At 59.4% G+C, this 17,299-nt stretch carries 15 protein-coding genes; 6 read left to right on the top strand and 9 right to left on the bottom strand.

Annotation, left to right across the window (positions count from 1 at the left end):
• Window positions 1-56: 56 nt before the first annotated feature.
• The gene (locus tag B2G88_RS11035) at window positions 57-980 is read right to left on the bottom strand and encodes a CPBP family intramembrane glutamic endopeptidase (protein WP_087714785.1); all 924 of its coding nucleotides are present in this window, start codon (window positions 978-980) and stop codon (window positions 57-59) included.
• On the bottom strand, window positions 973-1,236 hold the full coding sequence (locus tag B2G88_RS11030) for a hypothetical protein (protein ID WP_140408842.1): 264 nt from the start codon (window positions 1,234-1,236) through the stop codon (window positions 973-975). The genes B2G88_RS11035 and B2G88_RS11030 overlap by 8 nt, the downstream gene beginning before the upstream one ends.
• A 169-nt stretch (window positions 1,237-1,405) precedes the next feature.
• Here B2G88_RS11030 and pan2 point away from each other — a divergent pair, with 169 nt between their 5' ends.
• Window positions 1,406-2,638, top strand: a complete 1,233-nt coding sequence (pan2, locus tag B2G88_RS11025) for a proteasome-activating nucleotidase Pan2 (protein ID WP_054862580.1) — start codon at window positions 1,406-1,408, stop codon at window positions 2,636-2,638.
• A gap of 107 nt (window positions 2,639-2,745) precedes the next feature.
• On the opposite strand, the gene B2G88_RS11020 is transcribed toward pan2, so the two are convergent.
• Window positions 2,746-3,069: a hypothetical protein gene (locus tag B2G88_RS11020; protein ID WP_140408841.1), complete on the bottom strand. Its 324-nt coding sequence runs from the start codon at window positions 3,067-3,069 to the stop codon at window positions 2,746-2,748.
• A gap of 635 nt (window positions 3,070-3,704) precedes the next feature.
• Between B2G88_RS11020 and B2G88_RS11015 the strand changes: the two genes are divergently transcribed.
• Complete coding sequence (locus B2G88_RS11015; protein WP_087714784.1) at window positions 3,705-4,967, top strand: DUF4397 domain-containing protein; 1,263 nt, start codon at window positions 3,705-3,707, stop codon at window positions 4,965-4,967.
• 647 nt (window positions 4,968-5,614) lie between these two features.
• Here the strand turns inward: B2G88_RS11015 and B2G88_RS11010 are convergent.
• On the bottom strand, window positions 5,615-5,890 hold the full coding sequence (locus B2G88_RS11010) for a PadR family transcriptional regulator (RefSeq protein WP_054862577.1): 276 nt from the start codon (window positions 5,888-5,890) through the stop codon (window positions 5,615-5,617).
• Window positions 5,891-6,092: 202 nt separating this feature from the next.
• Here B2G88_RS11010 and B2G88_RS11005 point away from each other — a divergent pair, with 202 nt between their 5' ends.
• On the top strand, window positions 6,093-6,653 hold the full coding sequence (locus B2G88_RS11005; protein ID WP_087714783.1) for an NUDIX hydrolase: 561 nt from the start codon (window positions 6,093-6,095) through the stop codon (window positions 6,651-6,653).
• 77 nt (window positions 6,654-6,730) lie between these two features.
• Here B2G88_RS11005 and B2G88_RS19575 read toward each other — a convergent pair whose 3' ends face one another.
• The gene (locus B2G88_RS19575; protein ID WP_054862575.1) at window positions 6,731-8,086 is read right to left on the bottom strand and encodes a hypothetical protein; all 1,356 of its coding nucleotides are present in this window, start codon (window positions 8,084-8,086) and stop codon (window positions 6,731-6,733) included.
• A gap of 413 nt (window positions 8,087-8,499) precedes the next feature.
• Window positions 8,500-9,909: a hypothetical protein gene (locus tag B2G88_RS19095; protein WP_140408840.1), complete on the bottom strand. Its 1,410-nt coding sequence runs from the start codon at window positions 9,907-9,909 to the stop codon at window positions 8,500-8,502.
• Window positions 9,910-10,235: 326 nt separating this feature from the next.
• On the opposite strand from B2G88_RS19095, the gene tgtA reads away from it, so the two are divergent.
• Window positions 10,236-11,711, top strand: coding sequence for a tRNA guanosine(15) transglycosylase TgtA (gene tgtA, locus B2G88_RS10990; RefSeq protein ID WP_087714782.1), 1,476 nt, complete (start codon window positions 10,236-10,238; stop codon window positions 11,709-11,711).
• Between the two features lie 50 nt (window positions 11,712-11,761).
• Here the strand turns inward: tgtA and B2G88_RS10985 are convergent, their stop codons facing one another.
• The gene (locus B2G88_RS10985; protein WP_054862586.1) at window positions 11,762-12,088 is read right to left on the bottom strand and encodes a HalOD1 output domain-containing protein; all 327 of its coding nucleotides are present in this window, start codon (window positions 12,086-12,088) and stop codon (window positions 11,762-11,764) included.
• A 144-nt stretch (window positions 12,089-12,232) separates the two neighbouring features.
• Here B2G88_RS10985 and B2G88_RS10980 point away from each other — a divergent pair, with 144 nt between their 5' ends.
• Entirely contained in the window at window positions 12,233-12,595 is a 363-nt protein-coding gene (locus B2G88_RS10980; protein WP_054862574.1) for a TRAM domain-containing protein, read from the top strand.
• Window positions 12,596-12,651: 56 nt separating this feature from the next.
• Window positions 12,652-14,403, top strand: coding sequence for an archaeosine synthase subunit alpha (arcS, locus tag B2G88_RS10975; RefSeq protein ID WP_054862573.1), 1,752 nt, complete (start codon window positions 12,652-12,654; stop codon window positions 14,401-14,403).
• A 392-nt stretch (window positions 14,404-14,795) separates the two neighbouring features.
• On the opposite strand, the gene B2G88_RS10970 is transcribed toward arcS, so the two are convergent.
• Both B2G88_RS10970 and B2G88_RS10965 read right to left on the bottom strand, forming a co-directional pair.
• On the bottom strand, window positions 14,796-16,538 hold the full coding sequence (locus tag B2G88_RS10970) for a bacterio-opsin activator domain-containing protein (RefSeq protein WP_087714781.1): 1,743 nt from the start codon (window positions 16,536-16,538) through the stop codon (window positions 14,796-14,798).
• The gene (locus B2G88_RS10965) at window positions 16,538-16,996 is read right to left on the bottom strand and encodes a response regulator (RefSeq protein ID WP_054862572.1); all 459 of its coding nucleotides are present in this window, start codon (window positions 16,994-16,996) and stop codon (window positions 16,538-16,540) included. The genes B2G88_RS10970 and B2G88_RS10965 overlap by 1 nt, the downstream gene beginning before the upstream one ends.
• Window positions 16,997-17,299 lie beyond the last annotated feature (303 nt).

Here is a 17,299-nt window from a genome sequence, read left to right as displayed (position 1 = left end):
TATCCTCCCCACTGTCGTGAACGCGTACTCGACAATGCGGTGTCCTCGAGGCGGTGTTACGCGTCGGTATCAGTCGGTGGCGTCGTCCGGTTCTGACTGGATCGTGGGGAGTGTGCAAACTCGCGGGTGAGTTCCGGCGGGCCGCAGATTGCGATGATGGTGACGGCTCCGCCGAACGTCACGAGTCCGGCGACGCCGACCGGCTGGAGGATAGTTCCCAACACGAGCTGGTCTGTATAGACGACGGCACCGAACAGCGATGTGGTCGCGTTGAAGACACCGTGAAAGAGCGCTGCAGCCAGCACTGACTTCGCCCGAACGACGACGTACGTATACACTGGTGAGAACACGATACCCGTGAGGAGCCAGGCGAGCAGCGGCCACCCGTCGATCACACCCATTCCCCACGTCGTGAACGCAACCGGTGCGTGCCACAGTCCCCAGACAGTACCAATGACGACCGACGCTCGCCAGAATCCAAGCGGGGCGAGTTCCCACAAGAGATACCCTCGCCAGCCGAATTCCTCACCGAACCCAAATACCGCATGGATGGTAACGCCAGTGACCACGACGATTCCAACAGCAGTACCGACTGTCAGAAGGTCCGGTGGGATCTCTGGCAGCAGAGACGGAAACGGCAACTCATAGTAATAGATCGTCGACTGGAATTCGATTCCCGGGACGGCAACCGCCACCGGAATCATGAGTACGACGAGCGAGAAGGCCACTCCAACAGCGATCCCGAGCCAACGTACACGACCGAGTCGAAGACCGACCGTCGAGAGCGAGATCCCGCTGGCGAAACAGACTACGAGCGCGGCGACCATCGGCGTGAACATATGAATACGTCCAAAAAACGCTGGATGCAGTGTTTCGTCCCACTGATCGATCAGCAGTGGCGTTCCGACGAACCATCCCGCCATGAGGACGGTTACCGTCCCGATGAACAATCCAAGCCGACCACGATCAATGTCACTCATGAGTATCGTGACAGTCGTCACTGCGAGTGATCAACTCGAGCCGAGCGAGTCCGGCTTCAGTCGGCACGACCAGTGACTCTGCCGTTGCACACGGCGGACCGACGAGTTCGGCCGTCGATTGTCTGACCTCGAGATTGCTTGCGTCGTTGGCGACTGCGACAGTTGCGCCGTGTTCTGATCCGCCCAGACAGCCACCGAGACCAACGGTGCAGACTGCCGCCAGAATCATGCGACGAGAGAATGGAGGACAATCCATTTGATATATTGTATTAGAACCGAGATAAAAACATATTCCTACAGTGTCACCTGTTGGAATGGTCTCGTTTAAATGAACGTATACCGGGACAATACTGAGTTTTGGGGTGGAAATCCATCCGGGACCCAAAGGCACATTTATGATCCGGGACTTACCCGTGTACGACAAGATGTCTCGAAGCCCGTCTCTCCCTGACCGACCACATCGCGATATCGACCCCGAGCTTCCCGACGACGAGCGGCTCGAGGCGCTTCGGGGCCACTTCGAAGATATCGTCGACGTCAACGACCAACTGGAAGATCAACTCGACGATGCCGAAGAGCGCCGCAAGCGCCTTCGCGAGAAAGTCGACCGTGTCGAACGCGAGAACGAGTCGCTGAAAAGTTCCTCGCTGTACATCGCGACGGTCGAAGACATCATGGACAACGACGAGGTCGTCGTCAAACAACACGGCAACAACCAGGAGGTGCTCACGGATGTCTCGCCGCGAATCGCCGAGGAAGTCGAACCCGGTGACCGCGTCGCGGTCAACGACTCCTTTGCGATTCAGACCATCCTGAACGCCGAGACCGACGCGCGCGCCCAGTCGATGGAGATCACCGAAAAGCCGGCAGTCGGCTACGAAGACATCGGTGGCATCGACGAGCAGGTCCGCGAGGTCCGCGAAGCCGTCGAACAGCCACTGACCGACCCCGAAATCTTCGACGAGGTTGGGATCGAACCGCCGAGTGGCGTCCTGCTGTACGGCCCACCCGGAACCGGGAAGACGATGCTCGCGAAAGCCGTCGCGAACAAGACCGACGCCACCTTCATCAAGATGGCCGGCTCGGAACTCGTCCGCAAGTTCATCGGCGAGGGCTCGAGACTCGTTCGCGACCTCTTCGAGATGGCCCGCGAGCGCGAACCAGCTATTATCTTCATCGACGAGATCGACGCCATCGCGACCACCCGCTCGGAGTCGAAGACCTCCGGCGACGCCGAGGTCCAGCGGACGATGATGCAACTCCTCTCGGAGATGGACGGCTTCGAGGCCCGCGGCGAAATCCGCATCATCGCCGCCACGAACCGCTTCGACATGCTCGACCGCGCAATCTTGCGCCCCGGTCGCTTCGACCGCCTCATCGAGGTCCCCGAACCCGACCGCGACGGCCGCGAGCAGATCCTCGAGATCCACACGCGCGGGATGAACGTCAACGACGCGGTGGACTTTGCGGATCTGGCCGACGATACGACGGGCTACTCCGGCGCTGAAATCGAGAGCCTGGCGACCGAAGCCGGCATGTTCGCGATCCGCAACGAACGCGAGGAGATCACCCATCAGGACTTCGTCGACGCCATCGAGAAAATCGAGGATGACGACTCGAGCGAAGTGGTCGCGTCGGCGGGCTACTTCTACCAGTAGCGACGTCCAGTCTCTTCTCTTGGACGGAACGGTCGATGGGGAGTCGACGTGAGTGCGGCAGCTGTAGTCTCAGCCCGGAATCAACAACTCTGAGCTAAAAATCCGCCTTACTCGGTTCGTGTAGCCACATAGCCGACAGCGAACGGAACTCCGAGAAGCACGGTGAGAACGGAACTCTCGAGTGCGGACGGAACGGCAGCTGTCCAAGCAATGTCGAACCCGAGGATTGCGGCTGGCACGAGTGCACTTTTGGCGGCACGACGCCAGCCCCGTTGGGCTGCGATTGCACCGATGACGACCATCGAACTAGCAGTAAGCGAGGCAAAATGAGCGGCTCCGAGGTCCATCTGAACGATCATGTGCATCGGCCAGTCGACTGTTCGACTGGCATCTGATCCCCCCGGCTGTGCCTCGACTACCTCGAACGGCATATCGGTCGTCCACTCATACGTGAATCGACCGATTCCGGCAACGAGTCCGAGAACGCTCAGACCCGGTGCAATAAGCGCTCGACGTGGAGTCAATGGGCGGCTTGCTTGGTACCGATATGTGAGTATCCCCCATGTGAGAACCATCGGGCCACCGATCCCGCTGCAATACACAACGAATGGAACAGCCGGTTGAACACCGCCCGGTGGATTTGGCTGGCTACCTGGAACGATTTCAGCAGGTGCAAACGCGTATACGAGCAGTAATCCTGCGCCTAGCACCATTGCGACGAGTCCGAGACCGTCCAGCACGGTTGGTTTGGTCCGTCGTTTCCCAGAATATATGCTTCCCATAGTGGATGGTAATAATCTGTGCTGTACTAAATCTGAGCTGTGTTCGCTCTCAGCTCGTTCTTGTCGCAGTGTCTCCACTCCAGCGGAGTTGGTCTGTAGGAGCTTTCAGTCGTCTCTCGCTCGAGGCAGATTCTGCTGGCGTTCGGTGCCACTACGGGCCTGTAGGATGCTCTTTCGATTTAGTATGGCAACTCTACGCTCTGTCGGACTGAGTAACCAGAGCGACACTCACTGAAACTGACTACCCGGTTTTTCCGGGTAACGGTCTCTCTTCTGAGTGCTGCATGACTCTCTCACGACGCTCAACAATCAAGACAATCGGTATCGTCGGCGCAGGCTCTGCCCTGTCCGGCACAGTACTCGGTGTTAACGAACACGAAGACGATGAACGTGACGCCGAGACGGTCCCCGAAGATGAGGAGACGGGCGCACTTCGCGTGGCCCACTTCTCGCCTGACGCACCGAACGTCGACGTATACGTCAACGATCAGCGTGTCCTCGCTGACGTCGCGTACGATGACGTGTCCCCCTACCTCGAGATTGCGCCCGGGACGTACTCACTGACGATCACGGCGGCTGGTGACCCAGACGCAGTCGTCATCCAGCAGCAGTTCGCTGTCGAGGATGGCTTCTATACAGCCGCTGCAATCGGCGAACTCGGTGCCGTCGAGGAAGACGATGACTACGACGACGCGGCTGCGGACGACGACTACGAGGAGGACACCGACGAGCCCGAACACGAGAACGAAGACGATTACAACGGCGAAGACGACTACGACGACGAAGATGAGGACGAGGGCCTCGAGACGGGGACCTTCGAGATCCTCCTGCTGGCTGACCGAACGCCGGAAGAGGTCGAAGAAGCGGTCGATGGTGAGGATGCAGGACAGATCCGAGTTGTCCACGCCTCACCGGACGCGCCGGCTGTCGACATCGTTGACAGCGACTCGTTGATGCCCATCTTCGACGATCTCGAGTTCACCATCCCATCGGGCTACGCAGCCGCGATGGCCGGACCGGTCACGCTCGATATCTACCCTGCTGGCGAGGCCCCCGAACCACAGGAGGGAACAGATCTCGATCCGGAAGGTGAAGCTGGTGACGACGACATGATCGAACCGGGCGAAGACGATGACAACGACTACGATGACGACGAGGCCGAGCCGGTCGCCTCCGTCGAAGTCGATGTCGAGGCCTGGCAGGCGTACTCCGTCTACGCGATTGGCTACCTCGAGCCGCCGGAAACTGATGTCGACGGCGATGGCGATGTCGACGAGGCCGACGACCGCTCGTTCGACGTTGTCACGCTCCTCGATGGTGTGACCGACGAAGACGACGAACACGAAGACGACGGCGAGTACGATGCGGAAGACGAAGTCGACGAGGAGCCCGTTGAGGATGACCCCGTCGACGATACTGACGACGACTACGATGCAGACGACGACTACGACGAACCCGACGATGACGAGTACGATGATGACTATGACGACAACGGCGATGACTACGATGACGACGACTACGACGATGACGACCACGACGACTACTGATCGGTAAGATCGTCTCAAGTACACGCCGTTGTCCCGTTTCGGTGACCAACCGCTTTTTTTGCGATGTGGGTGTCTCGCTTGCCGTGGGTGTCTCTATGTGGCGCGATACTTGATCGCATAGCACTGTTATCGGCCTCGGTACTGCTTGTGAGAGTGTCTCCCGTCCGAAAAGTGGCTGCCTACAGCGGGCCGTCCCTGATGGTAGGGGCAGACTTCTGTGCTGTTGGCTCTCCTTACAGCGCTCCCGAAACGGTGTGTCTCTGCGTCCTGTCGTAACTTCCACTACCTCTCTCATATCATTGGACCTGCCCAGGATCCTCTGAGTGCTCACTCGTTGTCCGCTGGCCCGAACTCTGACATCGAGGGCACAGCACGGTACGGTTACCGTGTCGGCTCGACGCACAGGACATGCGATTACACTCCTCGACTGGAACAGACCAGCATTTCCCTCAGCTCATCTGCAGGTGGGTCGTCACAGCGGGACAACGCGGACACCGTCACTCGCTGCTCGAGCCAATCGCTGTCTGAGTGCTGCACTGTGAGAAGTGAACTGCCTCGAGTCGGCAGTGGCTTGAGACTGCGATATGACGCACTATGGAGTCTGTGAGTCCGAGATAATTGGTCGGAACTAGCGCCCAGGAGCGACGTTAGACGTCGACGTACTGGTCAACCCACTCCTGGCGCTGCTCGAGAACGCGTCGGCCCTTTGGCGTCAGCGCGTAGTAATTCGTTCGACGGTCGAGTTGTCCTTTTTCGACAAGTTCTGTCTCGACGAGTGTGTCGAGATTCGGATACAGTCGCCCATGTGTAACGGGTTGGTCGATGTACCGATTGATGTCGTCGAGTATTTCCTGTCCGGACGGCCGTTCTTTTCCGGCGATGACGTACAGCAAGTCACGCTGGAATCCAGTTAGTTGATCCATGGATCACCCTCTGAGAACTAACGTTCATCGATTCGTGGCTTTGTTATAGAGCTGGTACGAAAACCCCCAAAATCGGAACGCACCACGTATGGCGACGACAGGCCCTCATATCCACAGTGAGGCACTCGATACCCACCCGGGTTTGCGGTCTTCGACGCCACGTGTCGCGGTATTTTTTAAAAACCCGCCCGTAGGGGCCGCTATGCCAACGGATCCGCTCGCCTGGGAAACGCGAGATCGAGACGTAGCCTACTCCTGTCCCGGCTTCGATGTTATTAACGAGTCCGTTCGACTCCCCGACGGTACCGAGACTGACTTCGATTACGTCTCCGAACCCGCAAGTGTCTGCATCCTCCCGTTTACGCCCGACGGCGACGTCGTCTGCATCGACGAATGGCGTCAGGCCGTTTCTCGAGTCAACCGCGGTCTCCCTGTTGGCGGCACCGAACCCGATGACGACGACCTCGAGGCCGCGGCTCGACGCGAACTCGCCGAAGAGACCGGCCACGAAGCCGACCACCTCGAGGCGCTGGTCACTGTTGAACCGGCAAACGGATTCGCCGACTCCGTGATGCACTTTTTCGTCGCCCATGGCTGTCGCCCGACTGCCGAGCAGGAACTCGATCACAACGAAAGTATCCGCTCACAGACGGTCGGTTTTGACGAGTTGCTCGAGGCACTCAGGGAGGGTGCGATTCGTGATGGACGAACCGTGCTCGCGCTGTCGTACTACCAGTTGTTTGCCGCCGACGCTGGCGAGTGATCTCTGGGGTTGAGTTCGGCTACCCAGTGGCCGTCGAAAAAGGACCGACTCGAGCAGTGAGTGCTCGCTCGTCGTGATTAGCTCAGGATGGCAATCGACTGCTGGTCGTCGTCGTTGTTCGTGTCGTCCATGTCGTCATCGTCCGCATCAGTGTCGTCCTCGTCTTCGTCATCAGTATCGTCGTCAGCGAGATCCTCGAGGTCGCTCGTGTCGCCGAGGGTCACTGTGTCAGCGTTCGCGTCGTCAATCGTGATCGACGTTGCGGAGGCCTGCGAGACGGTCTCGGTCTCGCCGGTGTCTTCCTCGTCGTTCTCGTCAACGCCGTTGTCATCGTTTTCGTCGTCCATCTCATCGTTGTCATCAACACCGGCGTCATCCTCGTCGTCGTTCATCTCATCATCGTTCGCATCGTTCTCGTCAGCGTCGTCGTTGTCGTCGTCCTCGTCAGCTTCCTCGAGTGACTCGATGGTCATCGCGTTGATCGTCACCGTTTCAACGTCGAACTGCTCGATGGTCAGTTCCTCGAGTTCCTGCGTTTCGCCGTTGTCTTCGTCATCGGCGTCTGTGTCATCGTTGTCGTCGTCAGCGACATCGTTGTCGTTGTCGTCAGCGTCGTTCGCATCGTCGTTGTCGTTCGTGTCGTCGTCCTCGTCACCGTTGAACAGGCCATCGAAGAAGTCGCCGATCTGATCGACGATGCCGTCATCGTCTTCGATCTCGAGGTCATCGATGGTCATCTCCTCAACGTCCATCGTCTCGATGGTGAGGTCCTGAACGGTGAGTTCACCAGTGTCTTCCTCTATCAGGTCCTGTCCGGCTGCGTCGTTTTCATCATCGAGGCCGTTGTCCTCGTCGTCAGCCTCGTCACCGTCGTTGTCTTCATCGGTGGCGTCTGCCTCGTCGTTGTCGTCGTCGGCCTCGTCATCGTCCATCTCGTCCTCATTCATCTCCTCGTCGTCCATTTCGTCCTCGTCGAGTTCGAGGTCGTCGATCATCACGTCCTCGAGTTCGAGGTGGTCGACTTCGATATCGGAGATCGACACCTGCTCGCCGTTTGCGTCGACACCGTTGTCGTTGTCATCGACGCCGTTGTCGTTGTCATCGACGCCGTTGTCGTTCTCGTCGGCGTCAGTGTCGTCTGCCGCATCGTTTTCATCGTTGTCGTTGGCGTCGTCGTCATCCGCTTCCTCGAGTTCCTCCTCGAGTTCTTCGTCGTCAACGTCGAAGTTCTCGACGTTCAACTCCTCAATTGTCGCGTTTTCGACCGTGACGTGGTCGAGTTCGAGTGTGTCGACCTGTACGTTCTCGAGTGCTGCGTTCGTGCTCGTGTCTCCGTCGTCTGCTGGCACTGTTGCACCGGCGAGCGCGGGGCTCGAGAGCGCAACCAGCAGTGCAACGAAGACGACGCCGAGTTGCTGGGATCGTGAAACCATGCGCTCAGAGCTACTGCGCTGTTCCGGCTAAAATGAGTAGACTGTTACAGAATTATCACGAGACAAAGTGCAGTTGGCGCGCCAGCACAGTTCGCTAATCAGTGGTTCATTCGCGCCTGAACGCCCCTTGTCTGAGCGTCGATTGTCAGGCTCTTTTCGAGTAGAATCTACGTGTTGCCTGCGAGTGCTACGCAGTTATTGCTCCTCTCAGAGAACATGAGATTACTGTCTGTTGCACCCACAGCGGCCGCAGCGGCTGTCCGTGTCCAGTCGCTGGAGTCCGTGGGACACCAACACGGTCGCTGCTCGAGCATGACGAAAAAGAAACCGAATCGGAACTGGCCCGTTCTCACGTGACCACACGGGGTGAGTGCGGGCTGGTAGTCGAGTGCTGGTGGTGTGGCTACTGGTCGTTAGCCCAGGATGCCGATGGAGAGGATGCCGTTGTCGTCATCGTCCTCATCCTCATCCTCATCGTTGTCGTCATCCATGTCATCATCGTCGTCGTCCATCTCATCGTCATCGTCAGCATCTGCATCGTCGTCAGCGTCGTAGTCCTCGAGGTCGGAGAGGTCGTCAACGCTGATCGATTCTGCGGTTGCGTCAGTGACGGTGATCGACGAGGCGGAGAGTTCGCTGACGGTCTCGCCGTCAGTCATCTCGTCATCGTCCATTTCGTCGTCCTCGTCGTTCATGTCGTTTTCATCGTCGTCGACGCCGTTGTCGTCAGCCTCGTCATCGTCGTCGAGGCCGTTGTCGTCATCGTCAGCAGCGGCATCATCTTCGTCGTCAGCCATCTCGTCGTCGTCGTCAGCCTCCTCGAGTGATTCGATGGTCATCGATTCGACGGTGAGTTCCTCAACATCGAACTGCTCGATGGTGAGTTCGTCGATCTGCTCACCGTCTGCGTCGTCGTGCTCGTCATCGTCGGCGTCGTCAACGCCGTTGTCCTCGTCGTCAGCGTCTGCGTCGTCATCGAGGCCGTTGTCGTCAGCCTCGTCGTCATCGTCGTCGGCCTCGTCAACGTCGTTATCGTCGTCGTCAGCCTCGTCCTCATCGTCGAGGCCGTTGTCGTCATCAGCCTCGTCGTCCTCGACAGTCAGTTCCTCAAGAGTCAGGTGATCGACGTCCATCGTTTCGATGGTGAGCTCTTCGATGGTGAGCTCGTCAGCGTCCTCGTCAATCAGATCGAATTCGTCGTCAGCCTCGTCGTTATCGTCGACGCCGTTATCGTCAGCGTCGTTGTCTTCGTCGTCAGCGTCGTCCTCGTCATCGTCGGCCTCGTCAACGCCGTTGTCTTCGTCAGCGTCGTCCTCGTCATCGAGGCCGTTATCATCATCGTCGGCCTCATCGACGTCGTCACCGTTTACTTCGAGGTCCTCGAGGGAGACATCCTCGAGTTCGAGGTGTTCGATCTCGATGTCCGAGATGGTCACCTCGTCGGCGTCATCTGTATCTTCGACGCCGTTGTCGTCAGCCTCGTCGTCATCGTCGAGGCCATTATCATCGTCGTCAGCCTCGTCGACATCGTTGTCTTCGTCGTCAGCGTCTTCATCGTCGGCGTCATCAGCGCCGTTGTGTGCTTCGAGCGCGTCATCGAGTTCATCCTGGTCGACGTCAAGTTCGTCGACGTTCAGTTCCTCAATGGTCGCGTCTTCGACTGTTACATTCTCGAGTTCGAGCGTCTCTACCTCCGTGTCTTGAAGCGTTGCGCTTGGTCCGTCGGCTGCTGTTTGTGAGGTTGCACCTGCGAGCGCGGGGCTCGAGAGTGCAACGAACAATGCGACAAATACGACACCGAGTTGCTGCGGTCGTGAAGCCATGCGACTTGAGCTATCGCCTGATCCGGACTAAAACGAGCAGACTGTTACGGCGTTACCTCAGAAACAAGCACAGTTAGAACTTCTGGAACGGTCGCTAATCAGTGTTTCATCCCCTTGGATCCCGAGAGTGTCTCGGTGCTCGCATGAGAAACCGCTCCTCGAGTGGGGGTGGCCGTTGTGCTTGCGTTGGCCGCCACGTATTCATGTACCGATAAATCGAGCCATTATTCCGCGCGCTACATCGCAGTCGTGTTGCCACAGCGACGATTCTGGGGCGAAATCACGAATCTTCACTGACTTACGTTCGTGGGCGCAACCACCACCCAATGCGCGAGTGCTTCGAAATTCGGGATCTCGATGCTGGCGGGCGGATCGGCGAGTTGACCGTTCCGCGCGCCGGCGTCACCGTCGAGACGCCCGCTCTCCTGCCGGTGATCAATCCAAATCTGGATACCCTCAGTCCCCGCCGAATGGCCGAGGAGTTCGGTGCTGAAATCCTCATCACGAACTCCTACATCATCCACAGTACCGACGACATCCGCGAACGCGCCCTCGAGAACGGCCTCCACGAGGTCCTCGATTTCCCCGGCGCGATCATGACCGACTCCGGCTCGTTCCAACTCTCCGAGTACGGCGAAATCGACGTCACAAGCGAGGAAATCCTCGAGTTCCAGCACGCAATCGGCTCCGATATCGGGACGCCCGTCGACATTCCGACGCCGCCCGATGTCCACCGCGAGCGCGCCGAAGACGAACTGGCGACGACCCAGGACCGACTCGAGCGCGCCCAAGGCGTCGAGACGGGCGAGATGCTGGTCAACGCGCCGGTACAGGGTTCGACCTACCCCGACCTCCGCGAGGAGGCGGGCCGTCACGCGAACGCGACGGCCCTCGACGTCTTCCCCGTTGGCGCGGTCGTCCCGCTGATGAACGACTATCGCTACGACGACATGGTCGACGCCGTCGCCGGCGCAAAACGCGGACTCGGTGCCGATGCGCCCGTCCACCTCTTCGGTGCCGGCCACCCCATGATGTTCGCGCTGGGCGTCGCGATGGGCTGTGACCTCTTTGATTCCGCCGCCTACGCGCTCTACGCGCGCGATGACCGCTACCTGACCGTTCGCGGCACGCGCCATCTCGAGGACCTCGACTACCTGCCCTGTTCGTGTCCCGTCTGTACCGAGCACTCGCCCGACGACCTGCGCGCGCTGGACGACGACGCGCGGGAAACGGAACTCGCCGCTCACAACCTCCACGTCACGTTCGAGGAAATTCGCCGCATCAAGCAGGCGATTCGCGCCGGCAACCTCCTCGAGTTGGTTGAACAGCGCGCCCGCGCACACCCCACCATGCTCGACGGCTACCGCGCCCTGCTCGACCATGCCGCCCAACTCGAGCAGTCCGATCCCGTCTCGAAGGGTGCCTTCTTCTATACCTCACAGGAGAGCGCCCGCCGACCCGAAGTGGTGCGCCATCAGCAGCGTCTCGAGCGCCTCTCGGTGCCGGAGTCGCTGTTCCTCACGGAGGGCCAACCCACCAGTAGCGACGAGTTCGACGACTCCTGGCGCGTCGAACCACCGTTTGGCCCGTTCCCGCGCGCGCTCTCGAAAAGCTATCCGCTCACTGCTGAAGTGCCCGACAGAACCGACCGAGCTGCACTCGAGGCCGCAGCCGAGGGGGTCGCCCGACTTGTCGAGGCCAACCCCGACACCGACATGACGCTCGGGCATCGTGGCTGGCCCGCAAGTGTGCTCGAGTGTGTTCCTGCTAGTGTGGCGCTGATAGACCTCACTGCAGAGTAAGCGCCTGCACAAACGAATATACCGTCTCACGCCCAGACTGACGCCTATTCTCAGAAGCCGGCCGGCGAATCCGACCCAATCGTTGCCTGTGTTCCACCGACGACGGTCCCGTCGATGATGAGTTGTGTCTGCTCATCGGAGTCGATGACGACTTCGTGACCATCGTATGTAAACGAGAGTCGGCCCTGTCGCGCGCCATCCGCGCGTGTCGAGTCGAAGACTGCATCGAGTGCATCCGGATCGATTGCATCGTACAGTGGTGGTAAGTCGCTCGGATCACATCCCTGACGGTTCGCAACTGCGGTGATAACCGCAACACTGAGTTTTGGTTCGGCAGTTCCCGTGATGGACTCGAGTCCGGTGGCTGTCTGGTTCATGGTCATCACACCCTTCGAGTACATAAAAGGCCATTGGCGATAGTCACCATTTCAGACGTGTTTACTGCGGTATTCGTCCCGCAAGCGCCGTCACGTCGGCGGACCAGAACAGCAAAGACGGCCGCGGCACCTGATTCAAGTCATATGCTCGGGACCACCTCACTTGTACTTGGTACAATCGTGGGCGTCATATTCCTCACGTGGCTGGTTCGACGTTTCCGTGGCGGGGGGACCAGCGCCGCCAAGCGCGAGTCTCAAGCCCGCCACCAGGAAGCCCAACAACGCGATCCGCCCGTGGATATCGGCGACACTCATACCGTTGCCGTCCACGAGTTCACCGAACACCACACCGGCGAGCAACAGGCCGTCTGCAAGATCGAAGGCTTCGTTGTTTTTGTCGAAGACATCCCTGCCGACCTCGAGGCTGGAGACACCCTCGAGGCAAAGATTCTCTCGTTTAACCGTGGCCATACGTCCGCGACCGCGGCGTTTCAGGGTCGTGCCTAAGAGTCGGGCGACCGGCGACCGACAGCCTCTTTCACGCGCCCGCACCCAGTTTTGGTATGACCGACTACTTCGAAGTTCACGAGCGCGACGGGGCCGCGCGCATCGGTGAGTTGCGACTCGCCGACGCCCGGACAACCCCTGCGCTCGTCGACGACATACTCGAGGATGCGGGCTCGCTGTGGGCCACCGACCGCGACGTTCCCGAGGGCGACGAGTCAACGCTTACCGTCCTCCCCCACCGCGGATTCCCCGGTGGTACGGCCGAGGAAGTCCAAGCGTCGTTCGCTGTCGAGCACCCGGACGTCGAGTTCCCGAGTGTCGCCGTCATCTCGAGCGAGACGGCCGAGGACCACGGCACCGATGCGTATGCGGTCTCTGACGTGCAGTCTGCGATGGGCCACGGCGCGGCGCTGGTCGAAACCGTCGTAAACGTCCGCGAATCGATTCCCGCCGACACCGCGCTCTATTTCTCCGGTGTTGCCACCCCGCGAAACGTTGCGTTGCTCGCCTACGCTGGCGTCGACCTGTTCGATGAGACCGCCGCCGTCATCAAGGGCACCGAGGGCCGCTATCTCACCACCGACGAGGCGTACTTCCTCGAGGATCTCGAGGAACTGCCCTGCTCGTGTCCGGCCTGCCAGCAGTCCCGCGAGGAGTTCACTCGCGAGGACTGCGCCGAGCACAACCGAAACGCCCTCCAGGCGGAACTCGGTATCGTCCGCCGGCGCATCCGCGACGGCCGACTCCGAGACTATCTCGAGGGACAGGCCCGCCAGGATCAGTGGCTCACCGCCGCGATGCGCGAACTGGATTCGCAGTGGGGTTATCTCGAGGAGCGAACGCCGATCCTCCGTGATTCGCAGATTTCGGCCGCGACCGAAGACACGCTCCGGCGCGTTGAGATCCAGCGCTACGCCGACCGCGTGACGAGTCGGTACCGAAATCGATTCGATAACCCGCTCGTGCTCGTCCCCTGCTCGGCCGCCAAACCCTACAGCGAGTCCCAGAGCCACCGCCAGTTCCACGATGTTATCCAGTGGCGCGCCCACCTCGTCTCGATGACGAGTCCCATCGGCGTCGTTCCACAGGAACTCGAGACGACCTACCCGGCCCAACACTACGACACCGTCGTCACCGGTCGCTGGTCCGAAGACGAAAAACAGTTCGTGAGTTCGGTGCTTGAGCGCTACCTCGAGCGCAACGAGTACTCGAAGATTATCGCACACGTTCCCGGAGAGGGCTACCGCGACATCGTGGGCCGCGTCGAGGAGTCACTCGACCTCGATATCACCTACACCGTTGCCGAGCATCCGACCGACGACGAGTCACTCGCGAACCTCGGCGAGGCGCTGTCGGGCGAACTCAAATACTCCAAACGCGAGCGCGAGCACAACACCGTCCGCGCCATCGCGGACTACCTGCTCGGCGACGGCGCTGGCGACGACCTCTTTGCAGACATCCAGACCACGAGTCGCTACCCCAAGATTCAGGTCCGCGACCGCGAGGACACCCAACTCGCGACGATGGTTCCCCAGTACGGCACCCTCTCGTTTACGCTCGAGGGCGCAAAACGCTGGCTCGAGAGCGACGCTCCCACGAAGCGCGTCGAAATCGACGGCTTCGTCCCCCACGGCAGCGTGCTCGCGCCGGGTGTCGTCGACGCCGACGAGGACATTCGTGTCGGCGACGAAGTGATCGTCGAAGGGCCGAAGGCGTTCGCCATCGGCCGCGCAGAGATGTTCGGCCGCGAAATGACCGAGAGTACGCGCGGTATCGCCTGCGAGATCCGCCACGTCGAAGAGACGTAATCTGTTTTAGCGCCGCGAGTCACGTTCCCGGACACGCTGTGAGCAGGTGAGTCGGTCGGAGACATCCGTCACACGGTGTATCATCTCCCTACTCGAGTGTATGGTCTCTCTACTGCAGACTCAGAGTGTGGCTTCGGCCTCGAGTTCGCGCTCTATCGCTCGCCGAGATCTATTTCATATAGCACCATACACTTTATTTCTACTGAGTCGTCGAACGGGTGTTCCTCACGTCTTCCCCGTAAACAAGCAACAGAACAGCACAGTCCGTGCCAAACCTGGCAGCAGTTGGCAGCGTCGCAGAGCTATCCCTCGTCCCGCTGTACGCCGCTGCTCTTCGACCGATACCACTGAAAAGTCACTACACACGGTAAATCTGCGATACCCAACAGCGACTACTCGTCGAGCGTCGCGTCGAAAAACTTTCGCTCGGCAGTCCGCAGATGCTGGTTGAACGTTGCAGGCGCAATCCCGAGGCGCTCAGCGATTTCTTCACCGGTACTCTCGCGCGGCCAGTCAAAGTATCCCGCAAAGTACGCCGTCTCGAGGGCTGCTCGTTGCTTTTCGGTGAGTTCGTCCTCGAGGACGCTCGTGGAGTTGCCGTTCGTCGAGTCGCTTCGTTCGGCCGTCCGCTGGGCGAGGTAGGTAACGCCCGAGTGGTCCTCTTTGAGGAGTTCGATCATCTGCCGGGTGTCTCGACCGCGCGGGAGTTCGACGACGAAGCGGAACTCGCCGTCGCTGATCGTTGCGGAGTCGACACGGCCGCCGTGCGTTGCGATTGTTTCGAATAGGGAGACAGCTGCGGGTGCAACGAGTTCGAACTCGAATGCCTCGCGTTTGGCTGCGAGGAATCGAACGTCATCGATGCCGTTGGTGTCTTCGACTGCCTCCGCGAATGCCTCCTGTGAGACGTCCGTCGCCGACCCGTAGGCAAGCAGTGTCTCGTCGCCCCGGACGAGTTGCTCGAGTTTTATCGTACACGATTCGGTTGCCGACAGTGAAACGAGTTCCTCGGCCATCGCCTCGACTCGAAACTCGAGTTCGATGACGGCATCACTGACCAGTGCATCGCGGCGCTCGATTGCCGTGATGGCGTGTGCGATGGTGTCCCCAATTCTGGAGAGAATCGTCGTTTCGGGTCCGTTAAATGCGTCTGCATCCACTGCATAGATGTTTAACGCCCCGTAGACGAGATCTTCGTGTGCAACTGGAATTGAGACTGAGGAGTTATATCCGCGTTCGATTGCCGCCCCACGCCAGGGTTCGTACGCAGGATCGGTCTGGATGTTGTTCGCAACCTGTACGTCACCGGTTCGAATCGCGGTGCCGGTTGGCCCTTGCCCGCTTGGTTCGTCCTCCGAGACGCTGATATCGACTGTCTCGAGATACCCATCTTCGACGCCAGCGGCCGCTTTCGGTACGATCTGGTCGCTTCCGGGATTGACGCCACCGATCCAGGCAAAGCGGTAGGCGTCCGATTCGGCGAGTCGGTCACAGACGCGCTGTTCGAGTTCCGCTCGCGTTTCCGTTGTAATTACCGCCTGCGTAATGTCGTGACCAACCCGATTCAGGCGATTGAGCGACTCGAGTTGCTCGCGCTGGCGTCGTCGCTCGCGTTCCTGGCGAGCGCGCTCGATTGCGTGATGGATCGTCCTCACGAGCAACTCACTCGTCACTTCGTCTTTGACGAGGAAGTCTTGGGCTCCGCGCTGAATCGCCTCCACACCGACCTGTTGGTCTCTTAACCCAGTCAACACGACAATCGGCGTCTCGTCACTCTCGCCATGAACTGATTCGAGTGTCTCGAGGCCACTGCTGTCGGGCAAGTTCAAATCGAGCAAGACGATGTCGATTGCGGTATCTGTGAGGACAGCAAGCCCCTCCTCGAGACGCGACTTGTGTGTCAGCGTTGGGGTTCCACTTGCAGCGTCGTCACCGCGTACTCGCTGGGCAAGCTCTTCGGTATCTTTGAGCATCTCCTCGATGAGTCGCGCATCGCCGGGATTGTCCTCGATCAGGAGGATTCGAAGCGTCTCGCTGGTCTCCGTGGTGTCGTCGGGCTCGAGGTCACTTGTTTCGTTCTCACCGTCTGTACTCTTCTCATCTGCTGAGTGAGAGTCTGTGTCTGTTTTGCTCATTACTTTTCGACCTCTGGGGGTAACCGGACGACAGAAAACCAGAACTCCTCGAACGCACGAACGGTTTCGATGAACTCGTCCGGATCGACCGGTTTCGTGAGGTATGCATTCGCGTGTAGTTCATACGACCGTGCGATGTCCTCTTCGGCACGCGAACTCGTGAGTACGATGACCGGAATCGACCGCAACTCTGGATCTGCCTTTAACTCGAGGAGTACCTCTTCGCCGTCAGTTCGCGGGAGATTGAGATCGAGCAGGATCAGATCCGGCCGTGGGGCATCGCTGTATTCGTGTTCCTGTGTGAGAAATTCGAGCGCCTCAGTCCCATCAGAGACGACATAGAGATCATTTTCGATGCGTCCCTGTTTGAACGCCTCTTTCGTGAGCCGAACATCACCCGGGTTATCCTCAACGAGCAAAATCTGTGCTCCCTCTGCCGTCCCGGATTCTGCATTCATAGTCGTATTAGTCGTCTCCCATCAGTTGGGTATGCTGCCTGCCAGTCACGTTACTCGCTGTTCCCAGTCGACTTGTGGCTCGAGTACGGTGTGGAGCTACCTCGACCGCTCGAGTCCAGTTTACGGGTCTCCCTGTTGGACTCGAGTGCCTGCGCCACGACTGGTTGGTCCCCGCTGGGACTGAGTGGTGACCGCAGTAGACACCTCGAGTCGGACGTAATCGAGGTTGTCCTCCCGGAGCAGCCGTAGCCATGTTCACTGCTATGGACAACTTGATTGTCGGGTATAAATGTGGTGCTCTAT

Source organism: Natronolimnobius baerhuensis, from assembly GCF_002177135.1.
GTDB lineage: Archaea > Halobacteriota > Halobacteria > Halobacteriales > Natrialbaceae > Natronolimnobius > Natronolimnobius baerhuensis.
Note: the sequence above shows the minus strand (reverse complement) of the source record. Positions and strands in the feature narration are given on the sequence as shown.